This is a genomic window from Tepidiforma flava (assembly GCF_027594505.1).
Classification (GTDB): domain Bacteria; phylum Chloroflexota; class Dehalococcoidia; order Tepidiformales; family Tepidiformaceae; genus Tepidiforma; species Tepidiforma flava.
In genome coordinates this window covers 246430-272464 of record NZ_CP115149.1, presented here as the reverse complement: position 1 = coordinate 272464, position 26035 = coordinate 246430, and the positions used below count along the sequence as shown (strand labels likewise).

General features: G+C 70.0%; 15 protein-coding genes, 3 tRNA genes, 2 rRNA genes and 14 pseudogenes. 20 read left to right on the top strand and 14 right to left on the bottom strand.

The window, feature by feature from the left end:
• Positions 1–101: 101 nt before the first annotated feature.
• The 10 genes and pseudogenes from aroQ to glmU all read right to left on the bottom strand — a co-directional run bounded on the left by aroQ (position 102) and on the right by glmU (position 8003).
• Positions 102–541, bottom strand: a pseudogene (gene aroQ, locus O0235_RS01810) (type II 3-dehydroquinate dehydratase).
• A gap of 193 nt (positions 542–734) precedes the next feature.
• Positions 735–1234: pseudogene (locus O0235_RS01805) on the bottom strand (tyrosine-type recombinase/integrase); the annotation flags it as partial.
• An 86-nt stretch (positions 1235–1320) separates the two neighbouring features.
• Positions 1321–1554, bottom strand: a complete 234-nt coding sequence (locus O0235_RS01800) for a site-specific integrase (RefSeq protein WP_270056861.1) — start codon at positions 1552–1554, stop codon at positions 1321–1323.
• Between the two features lie 69 nt (positions 1555–1623).
• Positions 1624–2046 carry a topoisomerase DNA-binding C4 zinc finger domain-containing protein gene (locus O0235_RS01795; RefSeq protein WP_270056860.1) on the bottom strand — a complete coding sequence of 141 codons (423 nt, stop codon included), beginning with the start codon at positions 2044–2046 and terminating at the stop codon, positions 1624–1626.
• A 45-nt stretch (positions 2047–2091) separates the two neighbouring features.
• A pseudogene (locus O0235_RS15415) lies at positions 2092–2241 on the bottom strand (hypothetical protein); the annotation flags it as partial.
• 47 nt (positions 2242–2288) lie between these two features.
• A pseudogene (gene topA, locus O0235_RS01790) lies at positions 2289–3974 on the bottom strand (type I DNA topoisomerase); the annotation flags it as partial.
• 244 nt (positions 3975–4218) lie between these two features.
• Complete coding sequence (gene dprA, locus O0235_RS01785) at positions 4219–5337, bottom strand: DNA-processing protein DprA (RefSeq protein ID WP_270056858.1); 1119 nt, start codon at positions 5335–5337, stop codon at positions 4219–4221.
• A gap of 26 nt (positions 5338–5363) precedes the next feature.
• A complete protein-coding gene (locus O0235_RS01780) occupies positions 5364–6026 on the bottom strand; it encodes a hemolysin family protein (RefSeq protein ID WP_270056857.1) in 663 nt (220 codons plus the stop codon).
• Positions 5957–6325: a hypothetical protein gene (locus O0235_RS01775; RefSeq protein WP_270056856.1), complete on the bottom strand. Its 369-nt coding sequence runs from the start codon at positions 6323–6325 to the stop codon at positions 5957–5959. Before O0235_RS01775 ends, O0235_RS01780 begins: the two co-directional genes overlap by 70 nt.
• A 412-nt stretch (positions 6326–6737) precedes the next feature.
• Positions 6738–8003 carry a bifunctional UDP-N-acetylglucosamine diphosphorylase/glucosamine-1-phosphate N-acetyltransferase GlmU gene (gene glmU, locus O0235_RS01770; protein ID WP_270056855.1) on the bottom strand — a complete coding sequence of 422 codons (1266 nt, stop codon included), beginning with the start codon at positions 8001–8003 and terminating at the stop codon, positions 6738–6740.
• A gap of 304 nt (positions 8004–8307) precedes the next feature.
• Between glmU and O0235_RS15405 the strand changes: the two are divergent.
• From O0235_RS15405 to ruvX, 5 genes and pseudogenes are all read left to right on the top strand, one after another.
• Positions 8308–9498 (top strand): annotated as a pseudogene (locus tag O0235_RS15405) (alanine--tRNA ligase-related protein); the annotation flags it as partial.
• Positions 9477–9836: pseudogene (locus tag O0235_RS15400) on the top strand (alanine--tRNA ligase-related protein); the annotation flags it as partial. The pseudogenes O0235_RS15405 and O0235_RS15400, both read left to right, overlap by 22 nt.
• A 62-nt stretch (positions 9837–9898) precedes the next feature.
• Positions 9899–10882: a DHHA1 domain-containing protein gene (locus O0235_RS15015; RefSeq protein ID WP_373324406.1), complete on the top strand. Its 984-nt coding sequence runs from the start codon at positions 9899–9901 to the stop codon at positions 10880–10882.
• A gap of 222 nt (positions 10883–11104) precedes the next feature.
• Complete coding sequence (locus O0235_RS01755; RefSeq protein WP_270056854.1) at positions 11105–12034, top strand: baseplate J/gp47 family protein; 930 nt, start codon at positions 11105–11107, stop codon at positions 12032–12034.
• A 149-nt stretch (positions 12035–12183) separates the two neighbouring features.
• Positions 12184–12872, top strand: a pseudogene (gene ruvX, locus O0235_RS15010) (Holliday junction resolvase RuvX).
• A 152-nt stretch (positions 12873–13024) separates the two neighbouring features.
• Here the strand turns inward: ruvX and O0235_RS01740 are convergent.
• Positions 13025–13201 carry a hypothetical protein gene (locus O0235_RS01740; RefSeq protein WP_270056852.1) on the bottom strand — a complete coding sequence of 59 codons (177 nt, stop codon included), beginning with the start codon at positions 13199–13201 and terminating at the stop codon, positions 13025–13027.
• On the opposite strand from O0235_RS01740, the gene mltG reads away from it, so the two are divergent.
• The 15 genes and pseudogenes from mltG (at position 13177) to O0235_RS01660 (ending at position 24917) form a co-directional block, all read left to right on the top strand.
• Positions 13177–13959, top strand: a complete 783-nt coding sequence (gene mltG / locus O0235_RS01735) for an endolytic transglycosylase MltG (RefSeq protein ID WP_270056851.1) — start codon at positions 13177–13179, stop codon at positions 13957–13959. The genes O0235_RS01740 and mltG overlap by 25 nt on opposite strands.
• A pseudogene (aroE, locus tag O0235_RS15395) lies at positions 13956–14123 on the top strand (shikimate dehydrogenase); the annotation flags it as partial. The gene mltG and the pseudogene aroE, both read left to right, overlap by 4 nt.
• Positions 14063–14455 (top strand): annotated as a pseudogene (locus O0235_RS01730) (hypothetical protein); the annotation flags it as partial. The pseudogenes aroE and O0235_RS01730, both read left to right, overlap by 61 nt.
• 218 nt (positions 14456–14673) lie before the next feature.
• Complete coding sequence (locus O0235_RS01725; RefSeq protein WP_270056849.1) at positions 14674–14793, top strand: hypothetical protein; 120 nt, start codon at positions 14674–14676, stop codon at positions 14791–14793.
• The gene (locus tag O0235_RS01720) at positions 14790–15149 is read left to right on the top strand and encodes a hypothetical protein (RefSeq protein ID WP_270056848.1); all 360 of its coding nucleotides are present in this window, start codon (positions 14790–14792) and stop codon (positions 15147–15149) included. The genes O0235_RS01725 and O0235_RS01720 overlap by 4 nt, the downstream gene beginning before the upstream one ends.
• Positions 15146–15463, top strand: a complete 318-nt coding sequence (locus O0235_RS01715; RefSeq protein WP_270056847.1) for a hypothetical protein — start codon at positions 15146–15148, stop codon at positions 15461–15463. The genes O0235_RS01720 and O0235_RS01715 overlap by 4 nt, the downstream gene beginning before the upstream one ends.
• 2 nt (positions 15464–15465) lie before the next feature.
• Positions 15466–16641: pseudogene (aroC, locus tag O0235_RS15390) on the top strand (chorismate synthase).
• Positions 16641–17762: pseudogene (locus tag O0235_RS01695) on the top strand (iron-containing alcohol dehydrogenase); the annotation flags it as partial. The pseudogenes aroC and O0235_RS01695, both read left to right, overlap by 1 nt.
• Positions 17763–17881: 119 nt before the next feature.
• Positions 17882–18085 (top strand): annotated as a pseudogene (locus tag O0235_RS15385) (3-dehydroquinate synthase family protein); the annotation flags it as partial.
• Between the two features lie 299 nt (positions 18086–18384).
• Positions 18385–19465, top strand: a pseudogene (gene tgt / locus O0235_RS15380) (tRNA guanosine(34) transglycosylase Tgt).
• Positions 19466–19722: 257 nt separating this feature from the next.
• Positions 19723–21208 (top strand): 16S ribosomal RNA (locus O0235_RS01680).
• A 175-nt stretch (positions 21209–21383) separates the two neighbouring features.
• A tRNA-Ile gene (locus O0235_RS01675) sits at positions 21384–21460 on the top strand.
• 65 nt (positions 21461–21525) lie between these two features.
• Positions 21526–21601: transfer RNA gene (locus O0235_RS01670), tRNA-Ala, on the top strand.
• Positions 21602–21821: 220 nt separating this feature from the next.
• A 23S ribosomal RNA gene (locus tag O0235_RS01665) occupies positions 21822–24754 on the top strand.
• The 16S and 23S rRNA genes sit together here with 3 tRNA genes alongside, the layout of an rRNA operon.
• 89 nt (positions 24755–24843) lie before the next feature.
• A tRNA-Met gene (locus O0235_RS01660) sits at positions 24844–24917 on the top strand.
• Positions 24918–25002: 85 nt separating this feature from the next.
• On the opposite strand, the gene O0235_RS01655 is transcribed toward O0235_RS01660, so the two are convergent.
• The 3 genes and pseudogenes from O0235_RS01655 to O0235_RS01650 all read right to left on the bottom strand — a co-directional run bounded on the left by O0235_RS01655 (position 25003) and on the right by O0235_RS01650 (position 25990).
• Positions 25003–25173 carry a CbtA family protein gene (locus O0235_RS01655; RefSeq protein ID WP_270056840.1) on the bottom strand — a complete coding sequence of 57 codons (171 nt, stop codon included), beginning with the start codon at positions 25171–25173 and terminating at the stop codon, positions 25003–25005.
• A 28-nt stretch (positions 25174–25201) separates the two neighbouring features.
• Positions 25202–25747 (bottom strand): annotated as a pseudogene (locus O0235_RS15375) (CbtA family protein); the annotation flags it as partial.
• A 24-nt stretch (positions 25748–25771) separates the two neighbouring features.
• On the bottom strand, positions 25772–25990 hold the full coding sequence (locus O0235_RS01650) for a CbtB domain-containing protein (RefSeq protein WP_270056839.1): 219 nt from the start codon (positions 25988–25990) through the stop codon (positions 25772–25774).
• Positions 25991–26035: the final 45 nt, after the last annotated feature.

The following is a 26035-nucleotide window of genomic DNA, read 5'->3' as shown; positions in this document are numbered from 1 at the left end:
CGCGCGACGCCCAGCCCGGCCCTTCTTCCCCGGCGCCGCGATGAGCAGCCCGTCCAGCCCCTCACGCTCCAGGAGCGCGCGCAGCCAGGCAAGCCGGCCGCTCATCGGCGCGCCTCCAGGTAATCGAGCAGCAGGTGCGCCGCCGCGGTGTAGCCGTCCCGTCCCAGCCCCGTCACCTGGCCGATGCAGACGCCCGCGATGAGCGACCGGTGCCGGAACCCTTCCCGCCGGTGCGTGTTCGAAAGGTGGACCTCCACGACCGGAAGCTGCACGGCCTCGATGGCGTCCCGCAGCGCCACCGACGTGTGCGTCCACGCGCCGGCATTCAGGATGACCCCATCGACCACCCGCCGGTAGTGGTGGAGCGCGTCGATGAGCGCCCCTCGTGGTTCGTCTGGTAGCAGAGCAGCGCCCCGCCGCGCGCATTCACGGCCGCAGCGACGTCCGCCTCGAGGTCGAGCAGCGTCGTCGTCCCGTAGACTTCCGGTTTCCGTTCGCCGAGCAGGTTCAGGTTCGGCCCGTGCGCCAGCAGAATCTGCATCGCCAGTCGATTGTCCGATGCCTGCCCCGCCCTGTCACCCCTCGGCCGCCGCCCGCCGCCGGCGCTCCCGCCCCGATTCGAGCGTTTCCTCCGCCAGCCGCTCCCATGCCTGCCGCGTCAGCTGCGCCTGCATCTGCCGGCTCACGTGCGTGTAAATCTGCGTGGTCGCCGGCGACGAATGCCCCAGCAGCTCCTGCACGATGCGCAGGTCTGCCCCGCCGTCGAGCAGATGCGTGGCGAACGAGTGCCGCAGCAGGTGGGGTGCACCTCAGCCGGGATGCCAGCCGCGACGGCGTGCTTGCGCACCAGCTCCTGCACCGACCGCGCCGTCAGCCGGCCCCCGAACCGGTTGAGGAACAGCGCCGGCGCGGCCCGGCCCCGCTTCGCTCCCGCCGCCAGCAGCGGCCGGCCCTCCGCGAGGTACCGCTCCAGCGCCTGCATCGCCGGTTCGCCGAACAGCACCAGCCGCTCCTTCGCTCCCTTGCCGTGCACGATCGCGGCGCCTTCCGCGAGGTTCACCTGCCCGAGGTCGAGGCTGACCAGCTCCGAAATCCGCAGCCCGCCCCCGTAGAGCAGCTCCATCAGCGCGCGGTCGCGCAGCCCCTGCGGCGTGGACGGGTCGGGCGTCTCCAGCAGCCGCGCCAGCGTCGCCGGGTCGAGTACCTTCGGCAGCCGCCGCGGCCGCTTCGGCATCGCCGTTCCGTGGAGCAGGTCCCGCTCCGTCGCGCCCTCCCGCTGCAGGTACCGGTAGAAGCCGTGCACCGTGCTCGTCCGCCGCGTCAGCGAAGCCGGCGCCATCCCCCGGCCTTCAGCTCCCCGAGGTACTCCCGGAAGGTCTGCCGCGATACCGCCAGCGGCTCCAGCTCCCGCTCCCGGCACCAGCGCAGGAACGCCCCGATGTCGTTCCGGTAGTTCCGAATCGTGTGCGGCGAACGCCCCGCCACCGTGCCCAGCTCCCGGAGGTACGCCTCGAGGAAGGCCTCGGCCGTCTTGTGGGGCGCGATGCTTGGCATAACGGCATCCTGCTCCGTCAAGACGCCCCGCGCAAGCTCCCGCCGGCCCTCGCGCCGGTTCGCCGGTCGTTAGCTCGCCTTTCGCGCCGCCGCGTTTGCCCGCCGTTTCGCGAAGGCCGCCTTGCCTCGCGCGCTCCGCTCGAGGAGCTTGCGGTTCGCCTCCTCCCGCACCTCGGGCGGCCGCGGCGGCGTCATCTTGCCCGGCTCCAGGCTGTTCGTGGTGTAGCTGCAGTTCGGGTAGTTCCAGCAGGCGTAGAAGGTGCCGCGGCGCGAGCTCTTCTCCACCAGCTGTCCCGTCTCCGGCTCCTCCGGGCACGGCACGCCCACCGGCACGCCGCCGCGGAAATCGCAGCTCCCGGCCGCCCGGTTCTCGCACTCCACGTACTCGCCGAACCGCCCCGACTTCTTCAGCAGCCGGCCGCCGTCCTTCGGGCACCGGTACGGGGTCGCGACCGGCTCGCCCGCCCGCACCGGCTGGCCATCGGGGCCCATCGGCAGCGTGAACGTGCACTCGGGGTAGCGCGGGCAGCCGAAAAACTTCCCGTTTCGCCCCCACTTGATGACGAGGTTCGCCTGCCCGCACCCCTCGCACGGGATGTCCGTCGCCTGCTGCTCTTTCTCGGCCGAGGCCTCCGCCCGGTCGAGTTCGGCCTTGAACTCCGGCCAGAACTCCCGCAGCACCTCCATCCAGTCCCGCTCGCCCGAGGCCACCTCGTCCAGCTCCTCCTCCATCTCCCCGTGAACGGCACATCCACGTACTTCTTCATGTGCTGTTCGAGGAGGTCGTGCACGATGAACCCGAGCTCCTGCGGAACGAGCTGCCGGCCTTCCTTCCGCACGTACTCCCGCTTCAGCACCGTCTGCACGATGCTCGCGTATGTGCTCGGCCGCCCGATGCCCAGCTCCTCCAGCGCCTTCACCAGCGACGCTTCGGTGTACCGCGGCGGCGGCTGCGTCTCGTGCCGCTTCGCTTCGACAGCCCGCCGCTCCAGCACGTCGCCCGCCGCCAGCTCCGGCAGCGCATCGACCACCTGCTCGCCGTCCTCGTCCGTTTCCGCCGCCTCGGCGCCGTACGCCTTCAGGTGGCCTTCGAACACCAGCGTGCTCGCGTTCGCCCGGAACGTGCCCGTCGGCGCGCCTTCCGCCGTCGCCTCGATGTCGACCGTCAGCGTCCGGTAGACCGCGTCCGTCATCTGGCTCGCGAGGAACCGCTGCCAGATGAGCTGGTAGACCTTCAGCTGCTCCGAGCTGAGCGCCCGCCGCAGCTGCTCCGGCGCCAGCGCCGGGTTCGTCGGCCGGATCGCTTCGTGCGCTTCCTGCGCACCACGCGCCCGCGTCCGGTACGCCCGCGGCTTCTCGGGCACGAACGCCTCGCCCCACGTCTCCCGGATGAACGCCCGCGCCTGCTGCTGCGCCACCGGCGAGACTGCCACCGAGTCCGTCCGCATGTAGGTGATGAGGCCGGGCATCCCGTTGACGCCTTCGTACAGCTCCTGCGCGACGGCCATCGCCCGCGCGGTCGACATCCCCAGCCGGTTCACCGCCGCCTGCTGGAACGTGCTCGTCGTGAACGGCGGCGCCGGCGACACCTTGCGCTGCCCCGGCTTCACGGCCGTGACCGCGAACCGCGCCCGCCGGTACCCTTCGAGCAGCCGGTTCGCCGCCGCCTCGTCCGGGATCGCCGGGCCCGCCGGCCCGAACTCCGGCCGCATCTTCGCGCCCTTCTTCATCCCCTCGAAGCTCACGAGCCCCGCCGCGAACGGCCGCCCCTCCTTCGCGAGGTGCGCCTCCACCGTCCAGTACTCCACCGGCACGAACGACTGGATCTCGCGCTCCCGCTTCACGATCAGGCCGAGCGCCACGCTCTGCACCCGGCCGGCGCTCGCGCCCCGGCTCACCTTCTTCTGCACGAACCACGTCAGCGGATACCCAATCAGCCGGTCCAGTACTCGCCGCGCTTGCTGCGCATCGACGAGGTGCATGTCCAGCTTGCCCGGCTCCCGGCGGCCGTGGCCGTCGTCCGCCTTCGGCGCCTGCCCCAGCGCCTCCGCGAAGGCCGCTTCGATCGCTGGCCGCGTAATCTCGTGGAACACCACCCGGGTGACCTTCTCGTCCGGGATCCCGGCGGCTTCCTTGATGTGCCAGGCGATCGCCTCGCCCTCCCGGTCGGGGTCGGTGCTCAGGAAGACCCGCTCCGCCTTCTTCGCCGCCTCCGCGATCTCCTTGATGACCTCCGCCTTGTCCACCCGGCTCGATCGGTCCTTCACCACCACGTACTTCGGGCGGAAGTCGAGCTGCTCCACGTTCTCCACGCCGTAGCCGTAGGTCGGCAGGTCGCGCACGTGCCCGAGCGAAGCCATCACTTCGTAGTCGCTCCCGAGGATGCCCTGCAGCGTGCGCGCCTTGGTCGGCGATTCCACCACCACGAGGTAGCGCGGCCCCTTCCGGCTGCCCCTCGCGGGGCCTCCGCGCCCGCTTCCGGCGCAGTGACCGCCGTCTCACTATCCTTCCGCTGTCGCTTCCGCGTTGCCGTTGCTGTCGCCACGATCCTCTCGCTGTTCCCCTCGAATCCCCGGCTGCCGGGACTTTCCAAGGTAGAGAGCCCCTTGCGCCTCTGTCCAGCAGGGGCTTCCCGGGGTCTTTCTGCTCGCCAGTTCGGCGGCCTCAGGCGATTCCGTAGGTCATCGGCCCCGTTTGCCGCACCAGCCCGTCGATTTCCAGCATGCTCAGCGCGCTCGCCACTTCCCCGCCGGCTTGCCGAGCGCCCGCACGACGTCGTCGATGTGCCGCGGCCCGGCCGCCAGCAGCTGCAGGATGGGGTCGTCTCCCGCAGCGGCGCGCCGGGGCCGCCGTGGCGGCCGCAGCTGCTGGACGGGCGCCCGGCAGCGGCAGCTGCGCTCCGCTCCCCAGCAGGTTCAGCTCCTCGCAGAGCTGCTCCGGCGTCGCCACCAGCTTCGCCGTGTTCTCCCGGATGAGCTGGTTCGTTCCCGCGCTTTGCGGCGAAAAGATGCTCCCCGGCACCGCGAACACGTCCCGCCCCTGCTCGAACGCCCAGTTCGCCGTATGGAGCGCGCCGCTCCCTTCCCCTGCCTCCACCACCAGCACCGCCCGCGCCAGCCCCGAAAGAATCCGGTTCCGCCGCGGGAAGTAGTCCCGCCGCGCCGGCGTCCCCAGCGGATACTCGCTCACGAGGCACCCGACCTCCGCAATCCGCTCCGCCAGCCCGGCGTTCTCCCGCGGGTAGACCTGGTCGATGCCGCCCGCCAGCACCGCGGCCGTCGGCGCGCCGCGCTCCACCGCAGCCCGGTGCGCAATCGCGTCCACGCCGCGCGCAAGCCCGCTGATGATCGCCACCCCCAGCTCCGCGAGGGCCGCGCAGAACGTCTCCGTTGCCTGCCGACCGTACGGCGTCACTGACCGCGTCCCGACCACGGCCACGGCCTCCGCGAACTCCGGTCCCGCCGCGCCGCGGACGACCAGCACCGGCGGGCTCTGCGGAATCTGCCGCAGCCGCTCCGGATAAGCCGCGTCCCGCCACGTCAGCGCCCGCGCGCCCGCGCGCTCCAGCGCCCGCAGCTCCTGCTCCGCGTCGAAGCTCGCCCGCACCCGCGCGAGGCTCCGGGCGTAGGCATCCTCGACGCCGGCCGCCCGCCAGTCGCCCGGTTCCGCCCTCCAGGCATCCGCAATCGACCCGAACTTTGCCAGCAGCAGCGCAAAGCTGGTCGAGCCCAGCCCCGCCCTGCGCAGCGCCAGCCAGTACGGCAGCTCATCGCCGTCGCTCATGACCCGCGCATCCTAGCAGGCCAGCCTCAGTGGGCCGCAACTTCCTCCCGCTCGCCTGACCGCTGCCGGGTGATCCGCAGCCGCCGCACCCGCCGGCCCGACATGCTGAGCACGCGCAGCGTCAGCCCGTCCACCTCCACCTCGTCGCCGACCGCCGGCAGCCGGCCCAGGTGGTGGATGAGGAACCCGCCGATGGTGTCGAAATCCTCCGACTCTACCTCGAGCCCGAACAGCTCCTTCAGCGCGTCGGTGCTCGTGCCCGCGTCCAGCACGACTTCGTCCGCCGAGATCACCTCGATCGACGGCCGCGCGACGTCGTACTCGTCCTCGATCTCGCCGACGATCTCCTCCAGCAGGTCCTCGATGGTGACGATGCCCGCCGTGCCGCCGTACTCGTCGACCACGATCGCCATATGCGTCCGCCGCGCCTGCATCTCCGTCAGCAGCTCATCCAGCCGCTTCGATTCCGGGATGAAGTACGCCTCCCGCACCAGCTCGGCGATCGGCCGGTCCCGGCCGCCGTTCGCCACCGCCCGCAGCAGGTCCTTGGCGTAGACGATGCCGACGATGTCGTCGATGGTCTCGCGGTAGACCGGCACCCGGCTCACGCCCCGCTCGGTCACGATGGCGGCGACATCGCCGACCGTCGCGCTGATCTCCGCCGCCGCCACGTCGATCCGCGGCACCATGATCTCCCGCGCCGTCTTGTCCTCGAGCGCGATGACCCCCGGATCATCCGCCGCTCCTGCTCCTCGACGCCCCCTTCCGCTTCCTCCTTCTCCACGAGCGCGAGGATGTCCGTCTCCGGCTCCGGCGTCACCCAGCGGATGGAGCGCGCCGCCAGCGCGGCCGGCAGCCCCAGCACGAAGGCCGGCACGGCAAACGCCCGCCGGGTTGCCACCGCCACGCCCGAGAGCTTGAGCGCCGCGTACTCCGGCGCCCGCGCGACCACCATGCCGACCGCCATCTGCACCATGGCCATGAGCACGCCGCCGGCCATCCCGAAGCCGATGCCGCCGCGCTCGCACCGTACCGCTCCGCGCCGAGGTAGGCGAACAGTGAAATGACCAGCGCGGCCGTCAGCACCCGCGCCGCAGTGATCGTCCCGAGATAGCGCCCCGGCTGCTCCACGCTCGGCGCGATCCGCAGCGCCTGCCGGTTGCCCCGCGCCGCCAGCGCGCGGATCCGCACGTCGTTCGCCCGCTCGAGCGCCGCTTCCGCAGCCGCGATCGCAGCGAGCGCAGCCGACCCCGCTGCGATGACCACGATTGCCAGCACATGAGAGGGTTCCATGCGTCGGACCTCCGCCCCCTTTTCAGGGCGAGGCTGGCCTGCGCTCCTTCCGTTCGAACGGCTTTGCCGGCACCCCGCGCACGCTGCCCCCGGCGGCACGTCCCGCGTCACCACCGACCCGGTCGCCGTGAACGCCCCGTCGCCGAGGTGCACCGGGGCGACCAGCATCGTGTCCGAACCAACGAACACCCCCGGCCGATGACCGTCCGGTGCTTCGCGACGCCGTCATAGTTGCAGGTGATCGTCCCGGCGCCGATGTTCGTCCCCTCGCCCACGTCGGCATCGCCGAGGTAGCTGAAGTGGTGCATCTTCACTCCGTTCCCGAGCCGCGAGTTCTTGATCTCGGCGTAGTTGTGCACTTCGCAGTCGTCGCCGACGACAGCGCCCCCGCGGATGTGCGCGAACGGCCCGACGCTGCACCGCGCGCCGACCGCCGAATCCTCGATGACCGACGCCTCCACCCGCGTGCCGCGCCCGATGCGCGCATTGCGGAGCGTCGTATTCGGCCCGATGACCGCGTCCTCGGCGACCTCGCTCCGGCCCTCGATGCGGCTTCCTGCGAGCACCGTCGCGTCCTGCCCCAGCGTCGCCAGCGCCCCGATGAACGTCGTCGCCGGGTCCTCGATGGTGACGCCGGCGAGCATGTGCCGCTCCAGGATGCGCCGCCGCATCAGCGCCTCCGCCTGCGCCAGCTTGACGCGGTCGTCCACGCCGAGCGCCTCGTCTTCGCCGACCGGTACCGTCGCCGCCGGCCGGCCTTCGGCCGCCGCCAGCCCCACCAGGTGGGTCAGGTAGTACTCGCCCTTGGCGCTCATGGGCACCTGCGGAAGGTGCGCCCAGAGCCACGCCGTGTCGAACGCGTACAGCCCGGCGTTGACCTCCGCGGGGCCATCCGGACCTTCGTATTCCGCTGCTTCGACGACGGCGGCAGCCTCCCCATCAGAACTTCGCACGACCCGGCCCATCCGCCCCGGCGCGGCGACCCGGCAAACGGCGAACGCGAGCGGCCGCCCGGCTGCCGCCGCGATGAGCTGCCGCAGCGTCTCCGCCCGCGCCAGCGGCGCGTCCCCGTTCAACACGACGACCGTTTCGCAGCCCGCGAGCGCCCCCTCGCACCGCCGCACCGCCCCCGCCGTCCCGTCCAGCACCTCCTGCCGGGTGAACCGGACGTCATCCGCCGCAAGGGCAGCCTCCACCCGGTCCGCCTCGTGCCCCGTCACGACGACGATGCGGGCCGGCTCCAGCGCCCGCGCGGCTTCGATGACGTGCCACGCCATCGGCGCGCCGCACACCGGATGGAGCACTTTCGGCAGTCGGGAACGCATCCGGGTGCCCAGCCCCGCCGCGAGGACGACCACGCCGACCCCGCTCATCCGGCTGCTCCGCTCGTGTTCCGCGCGCTGCGCCGGGCCGGGCAAATCCGTACTGGGAGGTTCAGGTGAAGCGCACATAACAGACGGATATCCCGTCCGCCTTCCATGCTAGGAACGCCCCGGAAGCCCTGTCAAGGCGCTCTCGACACCGTGCGCCAGCCGCCCCTAGGATGCCAGCAACGAGTATGAGCACCCCGCCGCGCACCTCCGACGAAATCCGCGACGCTTTCGTTTCCTTCTTCCGCGACCGCGGCCACGTCCTCCTTCCCCGTGGCCGCTCGTCCCCATCGGCGACCCGACCTCCATGTTCACGTCCGCCGGCATGCAGCAGTTCAAGCCCCAGTTCATGGGCGAAGAACCGCCGGCCGCGCCCCGCGTCGTCACCGTCCAGCGCTGCTTCCGCACCACCGACATCGAGGAGGTGGGCGACCTCTCCCACCTCACCGCCTTCGAAATGCTCGGCAACTTCAGCTTCGGCGACTACTTCAAGCGTGAAGCCATCCGCTGGGCATGGGAGCTCCTCACCGGGGTCTACCGCCTCGACCCCGCCCGCCTCCACGCCACCATCTACCTCGACGACGACGACAGCTACGGCTACTGGCGCGAGGTCGGCCTCCCCGACGACCACATCCACCGCCGCGACGAAGACCTGAACTACTGGTTCTCCTTCCCGAAAGACACCCCCGGCGCAAGCGGCCCCTGCGGCCCCGACAGCGAGATTTACTACGACCTCGACCCCTCCCGCGACCCGGCCGAGGCGCGCCTCCACACCGGCCCGGACGGCCGCCCCGCCGGCGTCGGCTACAGCGACCGGTTCCTCGAAATCTGGAACCTCGTCTTCATGCAGCTCTACCAGCACCCGGATGGCCGCCGCACGAACCTCCCCGCCCAGAACATCGATACCGGCAGCGGCCTCGAGCGTGTCGCCATGGTCCTGCAGGGCAAGCGCTCGGTCTTCGAAACCGACATCTTCCTCCCCATCCTCGCCGAGGCCCAGGCCGTCGTCGGCGTCGACTACCTCGGCGGCGCCGCCTCCGAACTCCAGGCCTACGCCATCCGCGCCATGGCCGAGCACTGCCGCGCCGCCACCCTCCTCATCGGCGACGGCGTCGTCCCCAGCAACGAAGGCCGCGGCTACGTCCTCCGCCGCGTCATCCGCCGCGCCATCTACTTCGCCCGCAAGGTCGGCGTTCGCGAGCCGTTCACCCACCGCCTCGCCGAGGCGGCGATCGGCCGGCTCGGCGGCGCCTACCCCCACCTCGTCGAAAACCGGCAGTTCATCCAGCGCGCCCTTTCCGCCGAAGAAGAGCGCTTCACCCGCACCCTCGAGGCCGGCACCCACCGCCTCGAGGACCTCCTCGAGCGCCTCCGCGCCGCCGGCGCGGCCGTGATCCCCGGCGACGAAGCCTTCACGCTGTACGACACCTTCGGCCTCCCGGTCGAGCTCACGCGCGAAATCGCCGCTGCCGAGGGATTCACCGTCGACGACGCCGGCTTCCAGGCCGCCCTCGAAGCCCAGCGCCAGCGCGCCCGTCAGCAGGGCGCCTTCCTCAAAGGCGAAGTCTCCCCGTCATCCAGCAGCTCGGCGACGACCACTCCAGCTTCGTCGGCTACACCCATACCGAAGCCGATGCCGCCATCGTCGCCATCCTCCGCGGCGGCGCCCTCGCCGACCTCCTCACTGAAGGGCAGGAGGGCGAGCTCGTCCTCACCACCACCCCCTTCTACCCCGAAGGCGGCGGCCAGCTCGGCGACCGCGGGAACATCGTCACGCCGACCGGCGTCTTCCTCGTCGAGGACACCCAGGCCGCCGGCGGCGCCATCGTCCACCGCGGCCGCGTCAGCGAAGGAGAGATCCGTGCCAGCCAGCGCGCTGCCGCCTCGGTCGACCTCCACTGGCGCCGCGGCGCGGCCCGCAACCACACCGGCACCCACATCCTCCACGCCGCCCTCCGCGCCATCCTCGGCACCCACGTCCGCCAGCAGGGCTCGCTCGTCTCCCCGAACGGCTCCGGTTCGACTTCACCCACCTCGAACAGACGCCTCGCGAAGCCCTCCTCGAAGTCCAGCAGCTCGCCAACGAAAAAGTCCGCCACGACCTCGAAGTCCAGTGGCGCACCACCGGCTACCGCCAGGCCATCGAAGCCGGCGCCCTCGCCTTCTTCGGCGACAAGTACGGCAGCGAAGTCCGCGTCGTCGAAATCCGCGATGACGGCCATGTCTTCAGCGCCGAGCTCTGCGGCGGCACCCACGTCCATCACACCGGCGAAATCGGCTTCATCCACATCATCCGCGAAGGCGCCGTCGCCGCCGGCACCCGCCGCATCGAAGCCGTCACCGGCCGCGCCGCCGAAGCCTACCTCCTCGAACAGCAGGAGCGCCTCTACCGCCTCGCCGACCGGCTCAACACCTCGCCCGCCGAGCTCGAAGACCGCATCGATGCCCTCCAGTCCGAGCTCGAGCGCCTCCGCAAGCAGGCCGAACAGCTCGCCCGCGTCCAGGCCGCCGCCGTCGCCGACGGCCTCGTCGCCGCCGCCCGGCCCGTCGGCGAAGCCCGCCTCGTCGTCGCCCGCGTCGAGGCCCTCAGCCAGGACGTGCTCCGTGATATCGCCGACCGCGTCCGCGGCCGGCTCAAGTCCGCCCTCGTCATCCTCGGCGCCGACATCGAAGGCCGGCCGGCCTTCCTCGCCGCCGCCACGCCCGACCTCGTGGCCCGCGGCGTCCACGCCGGCACCATCATCCGCGCAGTCGCCCAGGCCGCTGGCGGCGGCGGCGGCGGCCGGCCGGACCTCGCCCAGGCCGGCGCGAAGGACCGGGCCCGCATCGATGCCGCCCTCGCCGAGGGCGAGCGGCTCGGAATGGAGGCGCTCTCCGGGTAGCCGCCGCGCCGCCGTTCACCGAAGGGAGGCCGCACGCTGACGAACGCACCACCCCCGCCGGACGTCCCGCCAGCCGAACCAGCCGAGAGCCTCGCCGCCGTCGTCCTCATCGACCGCACCGAGGACATCGCCGCCATCTGCGGCCGCCTCGATACCGCCCCTTCGTGGGCCGTCGTCATCCACGCCCCCGACGGCAACCGCCAGCTCACCACCGAGCTCGGCATGCGCCGCCTCATCCGCCACGCCGAGGAAACCGGCCGGGTCATCGCCATCGCCACCCGCTCCCGCGCGCTCGCCGGCCGCGCCCGCCAGGCCGGCCTCCCCGTCGCCCGCCGTCCCCACCAGGTCCGCTGGGACGCCGGCGGCAAGTACGTCGTCCGTCTCGGACCGCTCTCCTTCGTCGCCCCGGCCGTCGGTCGATTCGTCCAGGTCGCCGTCATCGCCGGGATCGCCGCCGCCGCGCTCTTCCTCCTGCTGACCATGGCGCCGTCCGGCACCGTCGTCGCCTACCCGCCCTCCGAAACGCTCGCCGAAACCGTCACCGTCACCGTCGTCCGCGACCTCGCCGCGCCCGATGTCGAGGCAGGCCGCCTCCCGGCCGTCGCCGTCTCCGCGACCCGCTCCTACACCCTCGCCGTGCCCGCCACTGGCTCGGTCCGCGTCGGCGTCGGCTACGCCCGCGCCCCGGTGGCCATCACCAACCCCACCGGCGCCGACGTCGTGGTCACCGCCGGCACGGCCCTCCTCGGCGGTCCCGACTTCCTCGACTTCGAACTCGAATCCGATGTGACCGTGCCCCGCAACGGGACGGCAGCGGCGACGGTCATCGCCCGCCAGCCGGGCGAGCGCCACAACCTGCCCGCGAACACCATCACCGGCTGGTTCGAAGAGCGCTACCGCTTCCTCGCCGTCACCAACCCCGAGCCGGCAGCCGGCGGCACCAGCGAGCCCCGCCCCTCGCCGTCCGAGGCGGATGTCATCGCGGTCCGCCAGCTCGCCGCCTCCCTCGCCGACTCGGATGAGGTCCGCGCTGACCTCGCCGCTGCCCGCCCCCACGACGCCGTCTTCCTCCGAACCGCCACCGCGAAGGCGACCCTCGGCACGCCCCGCCCGCCCATCGGCACCCCCTCCCCGTCCTCCTCCTCGATGTGACCGTCGAGGTGACCGCCCTCGCCGTTCCCTCGGACGTGCTCGAGACCTTCGCCCGCCGCGTCCTCGTGCCGGGCGGCGACGAAGGTGATTTCCTCCCGGAACGGTCCGGGCCGCCGAAACCGGCGCCAGCCAGTACGCGCCCGACGCCGATGCCTTCACCGCCAGCCTGCGCATCAGCGCCGAATTCGCCCGCGGCGTCACCGCAGGCGCCGTCGAAGATGCCGTCCGCGGCAAGCGCCCCTCCGAAGCAAAGTCGATTCTCCGCGAGCGCTATGCTATTGAAGAAGCTGACGTGCGCGTCGTGCCCGGCTGGGCGCCGTTCCTGCCCCGCTTCGGGTTCCGCCTCGACGTGCGGCTCGCCGCACCCCGGAAGCCGCCGGCGCCCCGTCATCCTCCCGCGAATGAACGAACCACTCCGCCCCGCTCCCGCCCGGCTCCTCGCGCTCGACCCCGGCGAAGCCCGCATCGGCGTCGCCGTCTCGGATGAGCTCGGCATGCTCGCCCATCCCCGGCCGGCCATCCCCGGCCGCGACCGCGCCGCAGCCCTCCGGGCCATCGCGGCCATCGTCGCCGCCGAAGGCATCCGCGAAATCGTCGTCGGCCTCCCGCTCTCCCTCTCCGGCGAACGCGGCCCGCAGCGCGCGCCGTCGAAGCGTTCGTCGCCGACCTCCGCAAGGCCGTCGCCGTGCCCGTCCGCACCGCCGACGAGCGGCTGACGAGCGCGCAGGCGGCCCGCCAGGCGCCCGCGGCCGCCCGCCGCCGCGACGGCACCCTCGATTCGCTCGCCGCCGCCCTCCTCCTCCAGGCCGAACTCGATGCCCGCCGGGGTGCCGCCTGATGCGCGGCCCGGTCACGCCGTTCGCCGCCGCCGGGCTCGCCTTCGCCGTGTTCGTGACGCTCCTCGCCGCCTGGCTCGTCGCCGGCACCCCGGCGTCGGTCCGCGGCAACCTTCCCCCGCCGGCGACCGCGGCATCGCCGGCGGCGGATGCGTCACCTGTCGCCTTCACCCTCGAGCGCGGCTCCTCCGCAGGCGAGGTCGGCCGCCGTCTCGAAGAGCTCGGCATCATCCGCTCCGGCCGCCAGTTCGAACTGCTCGCCCGCCTCACCGGCCTGCAGGGCAGCCTCAGCGCCGGCGATTACCTTTGCCCCGCGGCGCCAGCGCGCCACCGTCCTCCACCTGCTCACCGTCAAAGAGGCCGTGCCGGTCCTCCGCGTCACCTTCCCCGAAGGCCTCCGCATCGAGGAGATGGCCGTGCTCGCCGAGCAGGCCGGCTTCGGCCCCCGCGACGAGTTTCTCGCCGCCGTCGCCCGGGCTCAGCTCCCCCGGGCTCGCCGAGCACCTGCCGCCCGGCGCCGACCTCCGAGGCTATCTCTTCCCCGATACCTACATCATGCCCGTCGGCTCGACGATGGATGACCTCGTGGCCTACATGATTCGCACCCTCGACGAGCGCTTCACGCCGGAGCTGCGCGCTGCCGCTGCCGCCCGCGGCCTGAACCCGCACCAGGCGCTCACCCTCGCCTCCATCGTCGAGCGCGAAGCCGTCCTCCCTGCCGAGCGTCCGCTCATCGCCGGCGTCTTCTACAACCGCCTCGCCGCCGGCGACCGGCTCGGCGCCGACCCAACCGTCCAGTTCGCCGTCGCCCTCGACCCCGCCTCCGTCCAGCGCTACGGCTGGTGGAAGAAAGAGCTCACGATCATCGACCTCGAGAATCCCTCGCCCTACAACACCCGCCTCTTCCCGGGCCTCCCGCCCGGCCCCATCGCCTGCCCCGGGCTCGCCTCCATCGAAGCTGTCGCCTACCCCACCGATACCGACTACTACTACTTCGTCGCCGACGCGAAGAAGGGCGACGGCTCCCACGTCTTCGCCGTCACCTTCGCCGAGCACGAGCGCAATATCGCGCTCTACGGGGCGCCATGACCCGCCGCGCCGGCATCATCGGCAGCCCCGTCAGCCACAGCCTCTCGCCGGTTTTCCAGCAGGCGGCCTTCGCCCACTCCGGCCTCGACGTCGTCTACGAACGGTGGGAGACGCCGCTTTCCGAACTCCCGGCGCGGGTCGCTGCCCTCCGCGCCCCCGACGTCCTCGGCGCGAACGTCACCGTGCCGCACAAAGAGCACGTCATCCCGCTCCTCGACGAGGTCGGGGGCTGGCGGCCCGCGCCGGCGCCGTCAATACCATCGTCAACCGCGAAGGCCGCCTCTTCGGCTTCAACACCGACGGCCCCGGCTTCGTCGCGGCGCTCCGCCAGGAAGCCTTCTTCGAGCCCGCCGGGCGCTCGTTCCTCCTGCTCGGCGCCGGCGGCGCTGCCCGCGGCATCGCCCTCGCGCTCCTCGAAGCCCGCGCCGCCGCGGTCGACATCTGGAATCGGACGCCGGACCGCGCCGCCGCGCTCGCCCGCGACCTCGGCGCCCCGGCTCGCGCGCTCGCCGACCTCCCGCAGCTCGCCGGCTACGATTGCCTCGTGAACTGCACCACCGTCGGCATGAAGGGCGGCCCCGAGCCCGGGGCATCCCTTGCCCGCTCGATTCCGCCTCCCCGGGCTCCTCGTCGTCGATATCGTCTACGCCCCCGCGAGACGCCCCTCCTGCGCGAGGCCGCCGCCCGGGGCTCCGCACCCTCGACGGGCTCCCGATGCTCATCTACCAGGGCGCCCTCGCCTTCGAGCTCTGGACCGGCCTCCCGGCCCCCGTCGACGTCATGACCCGCGCCGCCGAGAACGAACTCGCCCGCCGCGAAGGAGCAGCCACGTGATCCTCCTCGGCATGCTCATCGTCGGCGGCATCTTCCTCGTCGTCGGCTGGGCCGTCACGACCGAGATGCTCCAGCACCGCGCCTGGCGCCGCCGCGTCGCCTCCGGCGATACCGACATCATCGGCGCGCTCATCGAAGAGGCACTGAACACCTGGCGCCGCGCCCGCCCGCCGAAAGGCATCCATCCCGGCACCTGGGCCGGCGTCCAGTCCGCCCAGCTCGTCGCCGTCGAACCCGACGGCGCGACCCTCTCCGCCTCCGCCGAAGGCGAATTCCGCACCGAAGGCGGCCGCCGCGTCCAGGTCACTTCCCCCTCGACGAGGCGATCGCCATCGCCGCGAGGCTCCTCGACATGATGCTGTACGATGTCCCAAACCTCCGCCTCGGCACCGTGCGCGTCGACGTGTACACCACCTTCTCCGAACCCGACGGCTCCCTCACCCAGCGGCCTATCCTGACCGTCACCGCCGACCGCGCCATCGCCGAAGACCTCGCCTGGGACGCCCTCACCCCCGCCGAAATCCTCGGCCGCTTCGAGGCTCGCTACGTGCGCGACCCGGCCGGCCGCGCTATCCCCATCGACGTTCCCCCGGTCGCCGGCCGCCCGCCGCGTCCCGCCGCCGAGGCTGCCGCCGAATTCACCGCTCAGCGCGAGCGCCCCACGGAGTAAGCATGGGCCACTTCCGCTTCCTCACTGCCGGCGAAAGCCACGGCAAAGGCCTCACGATGGTCATCGAAGGCCTCCCCGCCGGCCTCCCCTCTCCGAAGCCGACATCGCCCCCGACCTCGCCCGCCGGCAGGGCGGCTACGGCCGCGGCGGCCGCATGAAGATCGAAAAAGACCACGCCGAAATCACCGCGGGCGTCCGCCACGGCCGCACCCTCGGCTCCCCCGTCGCCCTCTGGATCCAGAACCGCGACTGGGTCAACTGGACCGAGAAGATGGCCGTCGAGCCCGTCGAAACCGAAATCGAGCGCGTCACCCGCGTCCGGCCCGGCCACGCCGACCTCCCCGGCGCCCTCAAGTACGGCTTCGACGACGTCCGCAACGTCCTCGAGCGCGCTCCGCCCGCGAGACCGCGGCCCGCGTTGCCGTCGGCGCCGTCGCCCGCCGCTTCCTCGCCGAGTTCGGCGTCGAAATCCGCAGCCGCGTCCTCGCCATCGGCGGCGTCCGCGCGCCCGACCCGGCCGGCCCCATCGACTGGGACGCCGTCGAAGCCAGCCCCGTCCGCTGCGCCGACCCCGCCGCCTCCGAGGCGATGGTTGCCGCCATCAACGCCGCCAAGCCCGACGGCGATACCGTCGGCGGCGAAATCGAAGTCCGCGCCATGGGCGTCCCGCCCGGGCTCGGCAGCCACGTCCACTGGGACCGCAAGCTCGACGGCCGCATCGCGCAGGCCATCCTCAGCATCAACGCCTTCAAAGCCGTCGGCCTCGGCCTCGGCTTCGAAGCAGCCGCCATGCGCGGCTCGCAGGTGCACGACGTTATCCTCCCGGTCGCCGAGTGGCAGGGCCGGCCCCGGCGCCACGCTACCAACAATGCGGGCGGCATCGAAGCCGGCATCACCACCGGCGAAGACATCATCGTCCGCGCCGCGATCAAGCCCATCCCCACCCTCGCTCACCCCTCCCCTCCGTCGACCTCGACACCGGCGAAGAAGTCCTCGCCCACTACGAACGCAGCGACGTCTGCGTCGTCCCCGCCGGCGGCGTCGTCGCCGAGGCGATGGTCGCCATCGTGCTCGCCGACGCGTGGCTCGAAAAATTCGGCGGCGACACCCTCGATGAGGTTCGCCGCAACTACGCGGCCTTCATGGACACCATCGGCCCGCGCGCCCGGGGCTCCTGATGGTCCCTCGCCGCATCTTCCTCATCGGCCTCTCCGGCAGCGGCAAATCGACCACCGGCCGCATCCTCGCCGACCGCCTCGGCTGGGAGTTCATCGATACCGACAGGGAGATCGAGCGCGAGGCCGGCGCCACCGTCGCCGAGCTCTTCGCCCGCGAAGGCGAAGCCGCCTTCCGCGAGCGCGAACTTCGCGCCCTCGAAGCCGCGGCTGCGCGCGAGCCCGCCGTCATCGCGACCGGCGGCGGCGCCCCAACCATCCCGGCCGCCCGCGCCATGCTCGGCAGCGGCTTCGTCGTCTGGCTCGCCGTCTCGCCCGCCGTCGCCGCGCGCCGCCTCCTCGAAGCGCCGAACGCCTCCGAACGGCCCCTCCTCGCGGGCGACCCCCGCGCCCGCCTCGAAGCCCTCCTCCAGTCCCGCATCGAGCTCTATCGCGGCGCCGATGCCGCCATCGACTGCGACGACCTCACCCCCGAAGAGCAGGCCGAAGAGATCGAGCGCCTCTGGGCCGAGTGGCAGCGCGACCCGGCGCCGCCCGGTGAGCGCTTCTACAGTCCCCTCGCCGTCACCCGCGAAGCCGGCAACCCTGCCATCCCTCCGCCCGCCGCCATCGTCACCGCGCCCGGCGGCACCTACCCCGTCCTCGTCGGCGAAGGCGCCCTCGATGCCCTCGGCGCTATCGCCCGCGACGCCGGCCTCGACGGCCGCGCCTTCATCGTCACCGACACCCACGTCGGCCCGCTCTTCGCCGGCCGCGCATCGGCCGCCCTCGAAGCCGCCGGCTACCAGTCGGCCGCCTTCTCCATCCCCGCCGGCGAAAACTACAAGAGCCTCGAAACCCTCGCCAGCGTCTACGACTTCCTCGTCGACCACCGCATCGAACGCACCGACTTCATCGTCACGCTCGGCGGCGGCGTCGTCACCGACCTCGGCGGCTTCGCCGCCGCGACGATCCTCCGCGGCGTCCCCTTCATCCATGCCCCCACCTCCCTCCTCGCCATGGCCGATGCCGCCATCGGCGGCAAGACCGGCATCGACCACCCCCGCGGCAAGAACCTCATCGGCGCCTTCGCCCAGCCGCGCGCCGTCGTGATCGACCCCCTCCTCCTCCGCACCTTGCCGCCCCGCCAGCTCCGCAACGGCTGGGCCGAGCTGCTCAAGCACGGCTTCATCCTCGATGAAGCGCTCGTCCGCGACCTCGAGGCCGCCAGCGTCGACGGCCCCCGCTCACCTCGCCCGACCTCATCGCCCGCTCCGTCGCCATCAAAGCCGCCATCGTCTCCGAAGACGAGCGCGAATCCGGCCGCCGGACGCTCCTCAACTACGGCCACACCATCGGCCACGCCATCGAAGCCGTCACCGGCTACGCCGATTACCTCCACGGCGAGGCGGTCGCCATCGGCATGCGCGCGGCCGGCATCATCAGCACCGAACTCGGCCTCCTTTCCCCGGCCGAACTCGAACGCCAGCAGGCGCTCATCCGCCGCTTCGGCCTCCCCGAACGCGCCCCGGCCTCGACCCCGCGCCATCTTCGATGCCACCCTCGTCGACAAGAAGGTTCGCGCCGGCGCCATCCGCTGGGTGCTCCTCGAACGCATCGGCCACGCCATCGTCCGCCAGGGCGTGCCCGATGCCCTCGTCCACCACGCCATCGAGACCGTGACCCGCCCGTGACCTCGCCCCCGAGCGGCTTCCGGTTCGAGCTTACCAGCACCCCGGCGGGGCCCGTCGCCCCCGCACCGGCCGCATCACCACCCCGCGCGGCAGCGTCGAAACCCCGTCTTCATGCCCGTCGGCACCCTCGCGACCGTGAAGACGCTCCTGCCCGCCGAGGTCGCCGCGACCGGCGCCCGGATCATCCTCGTCAACGCCTACCACCTCTACCTGCGCCCCGGGCACCGGCTCATCCGGCAGCTCGGCGGCGTCCACCGCTTCATGCGCTGGGATGGCCCCATCCTCTCCGACAGCGGCGGCTTCCGGGTCTTCTCCCTCGCCGGCCTCCGCAAGGTCACCGAAGACGGCGTCCGCTTCCGCTCCCACATCGACGGCTCCGAACACCACTACACCCCCGAGCTCGCCATGGAAGTGCAGGAAGCCCTCGGCGTCGATATCGCCATGCCCCTCGACCACGTCCTCCCCGGTGAAGCGCCATTCGATGCAGCCCGCGACGCCGTCGAACGCACCCTCCGCTGGTACCGGCGCTGCCGCGCCGCCGCGCCGCAGCTCACCACCTTCGCCATCATCCAGGGCGGCACCCACCCCGAACTCCGGCGCTACCACGCCCGCGAAGCCGCCCAGCTGTGCCCCCGGGTTTCTCCATCGGCGGCCTCTCCGTCGGCGAACCCAAGGCCGCCATGTGGGCCACCCTCGAAATCACCAGCGCCGAACTGCCCATCGACAAACCCCGCTACCTCATGGGCGTCGGCAGCCCCGAAGACCTCATCGAAGGAATCGCCCGCGGCATCGACATGTTCGATTGCGTCCTCCCCACCCGGCTCGGCCGCAACGGCGCCCTCCTCACCGATGACGGCCGCATCAACCTCCGGAACGCCGCCTGCCGCGAGCGCGACGAACCGGCCGACCCCACCTGCGACTGCCTCGCCTGCAGCCAGTTCAGCCTCGCCTACCTCCACCACCTCTTCCGGAACGACGAGCTCCTCGGCCACCGGCTCGCCACGCACCACAACCTGCGCTACCTCGCCCGGCTCACCGGCCGCGCCCGCGAAGCTATCGCCGCCGGCACGTTCGAATCGTTCCGGCGCGCATTCCTCGAGCGGTACCGGCCGGCGGACGAAGCTGCCCGGCTGGCGCAGCGCCGAAAAACGTGAAGAAATCGCCGGCGCGGCCGACGATCCCCCTTGCAAACAACGCGCGGGCGTGCCATCTTGAAAGTCCCCCGCCGGCAACAGCCAGGGCGGCATCGCCCGGCAGGGGCGGCCCGGTTGACAGCCTGGCGGAGAGAAGTTAGTCTTCTCGTTCGGGCCTTGCGAGAGGCCAGCGCACCTTAACAACTGGATAGCGGACGAAAGAGAACGTCTGGGACCCCGTTCAAACGGAACATCCCGGCCGCAAGGTCGGTTCTGTTTCTACGGAGAGTTTGATCCTGGCTCAGGACAAACGCTGGCGGAATGTATTAGGCATGCAAGTCGTACGAGCCTTCGGGCTAGTGGCGAACGGGTGAGTAACACGTGGGTAACCTGCCCCGTAGTGGGGAATAACTCCTCGAAAGGGAGCTAATACCGCATAAGACCCCCGGTGAGAGTCCGGGTGGTGAAAGCTCCGGCGCTACGGGAGGGGCCCGCGGCCGATTAGCTAGTTGGTGGGGTAATGGCCTACCAAGGCGACGATCGGTAGCTGGTCTGAGAGGATGGTCAGCCACACGGGGACTGAGATACGGCCCCGACTCCTACGGGAGGCAGCAGCTAAGAATCTTGCGCAATGGGCGAAAGCCTGACGCAGCAATTCCGCGTGGAGGACGAAGGCCTTCGGGTTGTAAACTCCTTTTGTGAGGGAAGAAGTTCTGACGGTACCTCACGAATAAGACACGGCTAACTACGTGCCAGCAGCCGCGGTAATACGTAGGTGTCGAGCGTTGTCCGGATTTATTGGGCGTAAAGCGCCCGCAGGCGGCCAGGCAAGTCCAGGTGAAATCTCCCGGCTCAACCGGGAGGGTGCCCTGAAACTGCCAGGCTTGAGGCAGGGAGAGGGATGTGGAATTCCCGGTGTAGTGGTGAAATGCGTAGATATCGGGAGGAACACCAGTGGCGAAGGCGGCATCCTGGCCCTGTCCTGACGCTCAGGGGCGAAAGCGTGGGGAGCAAACCGGATTAGATACCCGGGTAGTCCACGCCGTAAACGATGAGTACTAGGTGTTGGAGGTATCGACCCCTTCAGTGCCGAAGCCAACGCGATAAGTACTCCGCCTGGGGACTACGGCCGCAAGGCTAAAACTCAAGGAATTGACGGGGGCCCGCACAAGCAGCGGAGCGTGTGGTTTAATTCGATGATACGCGAAGAACCTCACCCAGGCTTGACATGCACGTGGTACCGATCCGAAAGGTGAGGGACCCTTCGGGGAGCGTGCACAGGTGTTGCACGGCCGTCGTCAGCTCGTGCCGTGAGGTGTTGGGTTAAGTCTCGCAACGAGCGCAACCCCTGTCGCCAGTTGTACTTCTCTGGCGAGACTGCCGAGAAAACCTCGGAGGAAGGAGGGGATGATGTCAGGTCAGCGTGGCCCTTACGCCTGGGGCTACACACGCTACAATGGGCAGTACAACGGGTCGCGAAGCCGCGAGGCGGAGCTAATCCCATCAAAGCTGTCCTCAGTTCGGATTGCAGGCTGAAACCCGCCTGCATGAAGCCGGAGTTGCTAGTAACCGCAGGTCAGCACTACTGCGGTGAATACGTTCCCGGGCCTTGTACACACCGCCCGTCACGTCACGAAAGTTGGAAACACCTGAAGCCGGTGGGCTAACCCGCAAGGGAGGCAGCCGTCGAGGGTGGAGCCAGCGATTGGGACGAAGTCGTAACAAGGTAGCCGTAGCGGAAGCTGCGGCTGGATCACCTCCTTTCTAGGGAGCATGCCCCGGAGTACACCTCCCGCCTCAGCGGTGGGGCAGGAGGTCCGGAAGCAGCACCCAGGTCGATCGGTCCGGCGTCAGCCGGGTCGTTACACCACACGGCGCCCCAGCAGCCGTCTTTCGTCCGCTATCCAGCTGTCGAAGGTGCACTGGCCACGCTCCCCGGGGGCCATTAGCTCAGCTGGTTAGAGCGCAGTCCTGATAAGACTGAGGTCTCTGGTTCGAGTCCAGAATGGCCCACCATCCTGGCTCAACCCCGGCGGCTTCACCCCGGGCCCCGGGCATGGCAAACTGGGAAGCGAACCCGAGGGGCCGTAGCTTAGTTGGGAGAGCGCCGCCTTTGCACGGCGGAGGTCAGGAGTTCGAATCTCCTCGGCTCCACCAAGCTCCCCGCGGCAATCCGGGCCCGCGCCGGCACCGCATCGCACACCGCTTCGCAATCGGCCCCTGCCACCCGGCAGCGGCCGGCGGCGAAGCCGGGCCGCAGGGCAGCCCGCGGCGCGCACCTTAAGAACTGAAGAGCGAAGACACTGCATCGCCTCGACGGCGCGCGCAAGCAGCGCCAGCGAGGCCGGGCAATTCATACCGACCGAGTCTTGGTGGAGGTCAAGCTACCAAGGGCGCGCGGTGGATGCCTAGGTACCAGGGCCGATGAAGGACGTGGCAAGGCTGCGATAAGCTCCGCCCAGCTGCCAAGCAAGCGTAAGCGGAGATCTCCGAATGGGGTAACCCAGCCCGGCAAAACCGGGCTACTCCAGGCTGAACACATAGGCCTGCGAGGGGAACCGGGGAACTGAAACATCTAAGTACCCCGAGGAAAGAGAGTATTCCCCTAGTAGCGGCGAGCGAACGGGGAGAAGCCCAAACCGGCAGGGTTCGCCCTGCCGGGGTTGTAGGGCCGGCCATTGTGCAGTTACCAATCGCACGGGTAGGAGAATGGACCCGGAAAGGCCAGCCAGAGAGGGTGACAGCCCCGTAGACGAAACTCGATGCGACTGCCGGCCGGTACCTGAGTACCACGGGACACGTGAAACCCCGTGGGAATCTGGGGAGACCACTTCCCAAGGCTAAATACCCTGGTGACCGATAGTGAACCAGTACCGTGAGGGAAAGGTGAAAAGTACCCCGGGAGGGAGTGAAACAGAACCTGAAACCGCGTGCCTACGTGCAGTCGGAGCCCGCCGCAAGGCTGGTGACGGCGTGCCTATTGAAGAATGAGCCGGTGAGTTACTCTACGTGGCGAGGTTAAGCAAGGAGACTTGCGGAGCCGCAGCGAAAGCGAGTCCGAACAGGGCGCCACAGTCGCGTGGAGTAGACGCGAAACCGAGTGATCTACCCATGGGCAGCGTGAAGTCCAGGTAAAACTGGATGGAGGCGCGAACCTTCTAGCGTTGCAAAGCTATTGGATGACCTGTGGGTAGCGGTGAAATGCCAAACGAACTCGGAGATAGCTCGTTCTCCCCGAAATGCATTTAGGTGCAGCGTCAGGCGATCTCCGGCGGAGGTAGGGCTCTGAAAGGGCTAGGGGCTCACCGCTTACCGAACCCTATCAAACCGCGAATGCCGTCGGACAAAGCCTGGCAGTGAGACGGTGGGGGCTAAGCTTCATCGTCAAAGGGAAACAGCCCAGACCACCAGCTAAGGTCCCAAAGTCCACGCTCAGTGTGAAAGGATGTTGAACTGCTCAGACAGCCAGGAGGTTGGCTTAGAAGCAGCCACCCTTTAAAGAGTGCGTAATAGCTCACTGGTCGAGTGGTTCTGCGCCGACAATTCAACGGGGCTAAGCGTGGCACCGAAGCTGTGGGTCAGCAGCCTCGAGCTGCTGGCGGTAGGGAGCGTTTGCTTCCGCTGTGAAGGGGTAGCCGTGAGGCGCCCTGGAGCGAAGCGAAGTGAGAATGCCGGCATGAGTAGCGCAAGGCGCGTGAGAACCGCGCCCCCGTATACCTGAGGTTTCCTACGGAAGGTCAATCCGCGTAGGGTTAGTCGGGCCTAAGCCGAGGCCGAAAGGCGTAGGCGATGGACAGCTGGTTAGTATTCCAGCACCGCAGCGGTAGCGTTTGATGCAGAGGGGGACCCAGCAGGGTAGGTCCCGCGGGCCCATTGGACATGGTCCGTTCCTGGTTCGTAGGCGTCTCGCCGGAGGCAAATCCCCGGCGGGGTTAAGCGGAGGAACCGGGACGAGTGGAGACTTTGTCAAAGCGAGGGGCTGAGCCCACACTGGCGAGAAAAGCCTCGCTGCTAGTTACCATTGCGCCCGTACCGCAAACCGACACTGGTAGGTGGTGGTAAGCACCATAAGGGGATCGGGAGAACCTTCGTTAAGGAACTCGGCAAATTGGATCCGTAACTTCGGGAGAAGGATCGCCCTCGGGTGTGTAGAGCCTCGCGTTCGAAGCACCGGGGGCCGCAGAGAGCAGGCCCAGGCGACTGTTTATCAAAACCACAGGTCTCTGCAAAAGCGAAAGCTGACGTATAGGGGCTGACGCCTGCCCAGTGCCGGAAGGTTAAGGGGAGAGCTGCAAGGCTTGAACTGAAGCCCCGGTGAACGGCGGCCGTAACTATAACGGTCCTAAGGTAGCGAAATTCCTTGTCGGGTAAGTTCCGACCCGCACGAAAGGCGTAACGATCTGGGCACTGTCTCGACGAAGGACCCGGCGAAATTGAATTGACCGTGAAGATGCGGTTGACCCGCGGCAGGACAAAAGACCCCGTGGAGCTTTACTGCAACTTGGCGCTGGGAGTGGGTCTGAGATGCGTAGGATAGGTGGGAGGCGACGAAGCGCTGCTTTCGGGCGGCGTGGAGCCAACCTTGAAATACCACCCTTCTCTGATCTGCTTTCTAACTCCTGAGCAAGCAGGAGGACAGCGTCTGGTGGGCAGTTTGACTGGGGCGGTCGCCTCCTAAAGAGTAACGGAGGCGCACAAAGGTTCCCTCAGGGTGGATGGAAATCACCCGTCGAGTGCATTGGCATAAGGGAGCTTGACTGCGAGACCCACAAGTCGAGCAGGGGCGAAAGCCGGTCAAAGTGATCCTACGGTACCGAGTGGAAGGGCCGTGGCTTAACGGATATAAGCTACCCCGGGGATAACAGGCTTATCTTGCCCAAGCGTCCACAGCGACGGCAAGGTTTGGCACCTCGATGTCGGCTCGTCGCATCCTGGGGCTGGAGTAGGTCCCAAGGGTTGGGCTGTTCGCCCATTAAAGCGGTACGCGAGCTGGGTTCAGAACGTCGTGAGACAGTTCGGTCTCTATCCGCCGTGGGCGTAGGAGCCTTGAGAGGAGCTGCCCCTAGTACGAGAGGACCGGGGTGGACGGACCGCTGGTGTGCGGGTTGTTCCGCCAGGAGCACCGCCCGGTAGCCATGTCCGGACCGGATAAGCGCTGAAAGCATCTAAGTGCGAAGCCGACCTCAAGATGAGGGCTCCCACCGAGTCAATCGGGTAAGACCACAGGAAGACTACCTGTTCGATAGGCGCCAGGTGTAAGCGCAGCAATGCGTTCAGCTGAGGCGTACTAATGGTCGAGGGCTTGACCTCCAACAAGACTCGTCGCGCATGAATCGCCCGTCCGCAGGTCTTCGCTCTTCAGTCCTCGAGGTGCACCGGCTCGCCGGCCGCCTCGACATCGCGGGGTGGAGCAGTGGTAGCTCGTCGGGCTCATAACCCGAAGGTCGGGGGTTCGAATCCCTCCCCGCTACCAAATCCCCAGCACACCACGAAAACGGCCCGGGCAACCTGCCCGGGCCGCCGTGTTTCCCCGTACACCGCGCACCGCACCGGCGCGCCTACCCCGCGCGCTCCGCCTCCCGGCCGCCCGACAGCGCAAACCCCGCAGCCAGCGAACCCCACAGCGCTGCCTGCACCAGCAGCGACCCCCGCCGAAACTCCCAGAGGAGGTCCGCCGGGTAGCCCTCGGGGATAGCGACGGAGCCTGCGAGGGCAACCGCCGCGACCACGCCGGCGGCCGGGCTGCCCCGCCGCAACTGCCGAACGGCCCCGTCCCCACCGTGTAGCCGCCCGCCACGCCGCCGCCGCACCCAGCGCCGCCAGCAGCCCCAGGCCAGTGACCGCAAGGTACACCACCGTCCGCTCGCCGGATGTCTCCGGGCTCCCGATGCCCGGCGGGTTCGACGGGTACGCCAGGCCCGGCACCAGCCCCATGGCGTACCCTCCCGCCAGCGCGGCGACGGCTGCGCCCCGCAGCGGCGTGCCTGCCGCCCCCAGCCTCGCGGCGCCCAGGCCCGCCAGCGCCGCCAGCAGCCCGCCTGCAACCGCCACCGCAAGGGTCCCCGCCGCGAGGCCCGCCGTGCGCTGCACGCCGCGCGAAACCGGCGGCTCCGCGTGGCTGTGGCCCGGCGCCGCCTCCGCGGCGGCGTCCTCCAGCGCGATCGCCTCCTCTAGGCTCGGCTCCACCGCCCACCAGGCGACCAGCGCCGCCACGACCCCCGCCGCAATCCCCGCGAGCAACCCCCGCAGGAGGACGTCGAGCGTATCGCCGCCAATGTCGCGGCGCGCAGCGCGCCTCCCCATCGAATCCCTGCCGCCGTGCCTGGGTCAGTGACATGGGAATCCCAGCGCGTGCCGCGCATCGTGCACGAACTCGTGCACCGTCGTCCCGTCGAACAGCGCAACGGCCCCCTGCTCGAATCCCGCGAGGTACAGCAGGACCACGGCCAGCGCCAGCGCCGACCCTGCGGCCACGACGCTGCGGCCCGGCAGCCTGGCCGCGCGGCCCTGCGCCCTCCCTGCAGCAGCTGAAGATGAAACCGACATTCCATAGCTCCTTTCATCACGTCGTGATTCCTGCGCCCGCGGCGC

Excerpts from the sequence above, each read along its gene's own strand:
- O0235_RS01755 (WP_270056854.1), top strand. The coding sequence starts at position 11,105 with ATGCGCCGCCTCATCCGCCACGCCGAGGAAACCGGCCGGGTCATCGCC.
- O0235_RS01780 (WP_270056857.1), bottom strand. The coding sequence starts at position 6,026 with ATGGTGCCGCGGATCGACGTGGCGGCGGCGGAGATCAGCGCGACGGTC.
- dprA (WP_270056858.1), bottom strand. The coding sequence starts at position 5,337 with ATGAGCGACGGCGATGAGCTGCCGTACTGGCTGGCGCTGCGCAGGGCG.
- glmU (WP_270056855.1), bottom strand. The coding sequence starts at position 8,003 with ATGAGCGGGGTCGGCGTGGTCGTCCTCGCGGCGGGGCTGGGCACCCGG.
- O0235_RS01725 (WP_270056849.1), top strand. The coding sequence starts at position 14,674 with ATGCTCATCTACCAGGGCGCCCTCGCCTTCGAGCTCTGGACCGGCCTC.
- O0235_RS01650 (WP_270056839.1), bottom strand. The coding sequence starts at position 25,990 with ATGTCGGTTTCATCTTCAGCTGCTGCAGGGAGGGCGCAGGGCCGCGCG.
- O0235_RS01795 (WP_270056860.1), bottom strand. The coding sequence starts at position 2,046 with ATGGGCCCCGATGGCCAGCCGGTGCGGGCGGGCGAGCCGGTCGCGACC.
- O0235_RS01800 (WP_270056861.1), bottom strand. The coding sequence starts at position 1,554 with ATGCCAAGCATCGCGCCCCACAAGACGGCCGAGGCCTTCCTCGAGGCG.
- O0235_RS01715 (WP_270056847.1), top strand. The coding sequence starts at position 15,146 with ATGATGCTGTACGATGTCCCAAACCTCCGCCTCGGCACCGTGCGCGTC.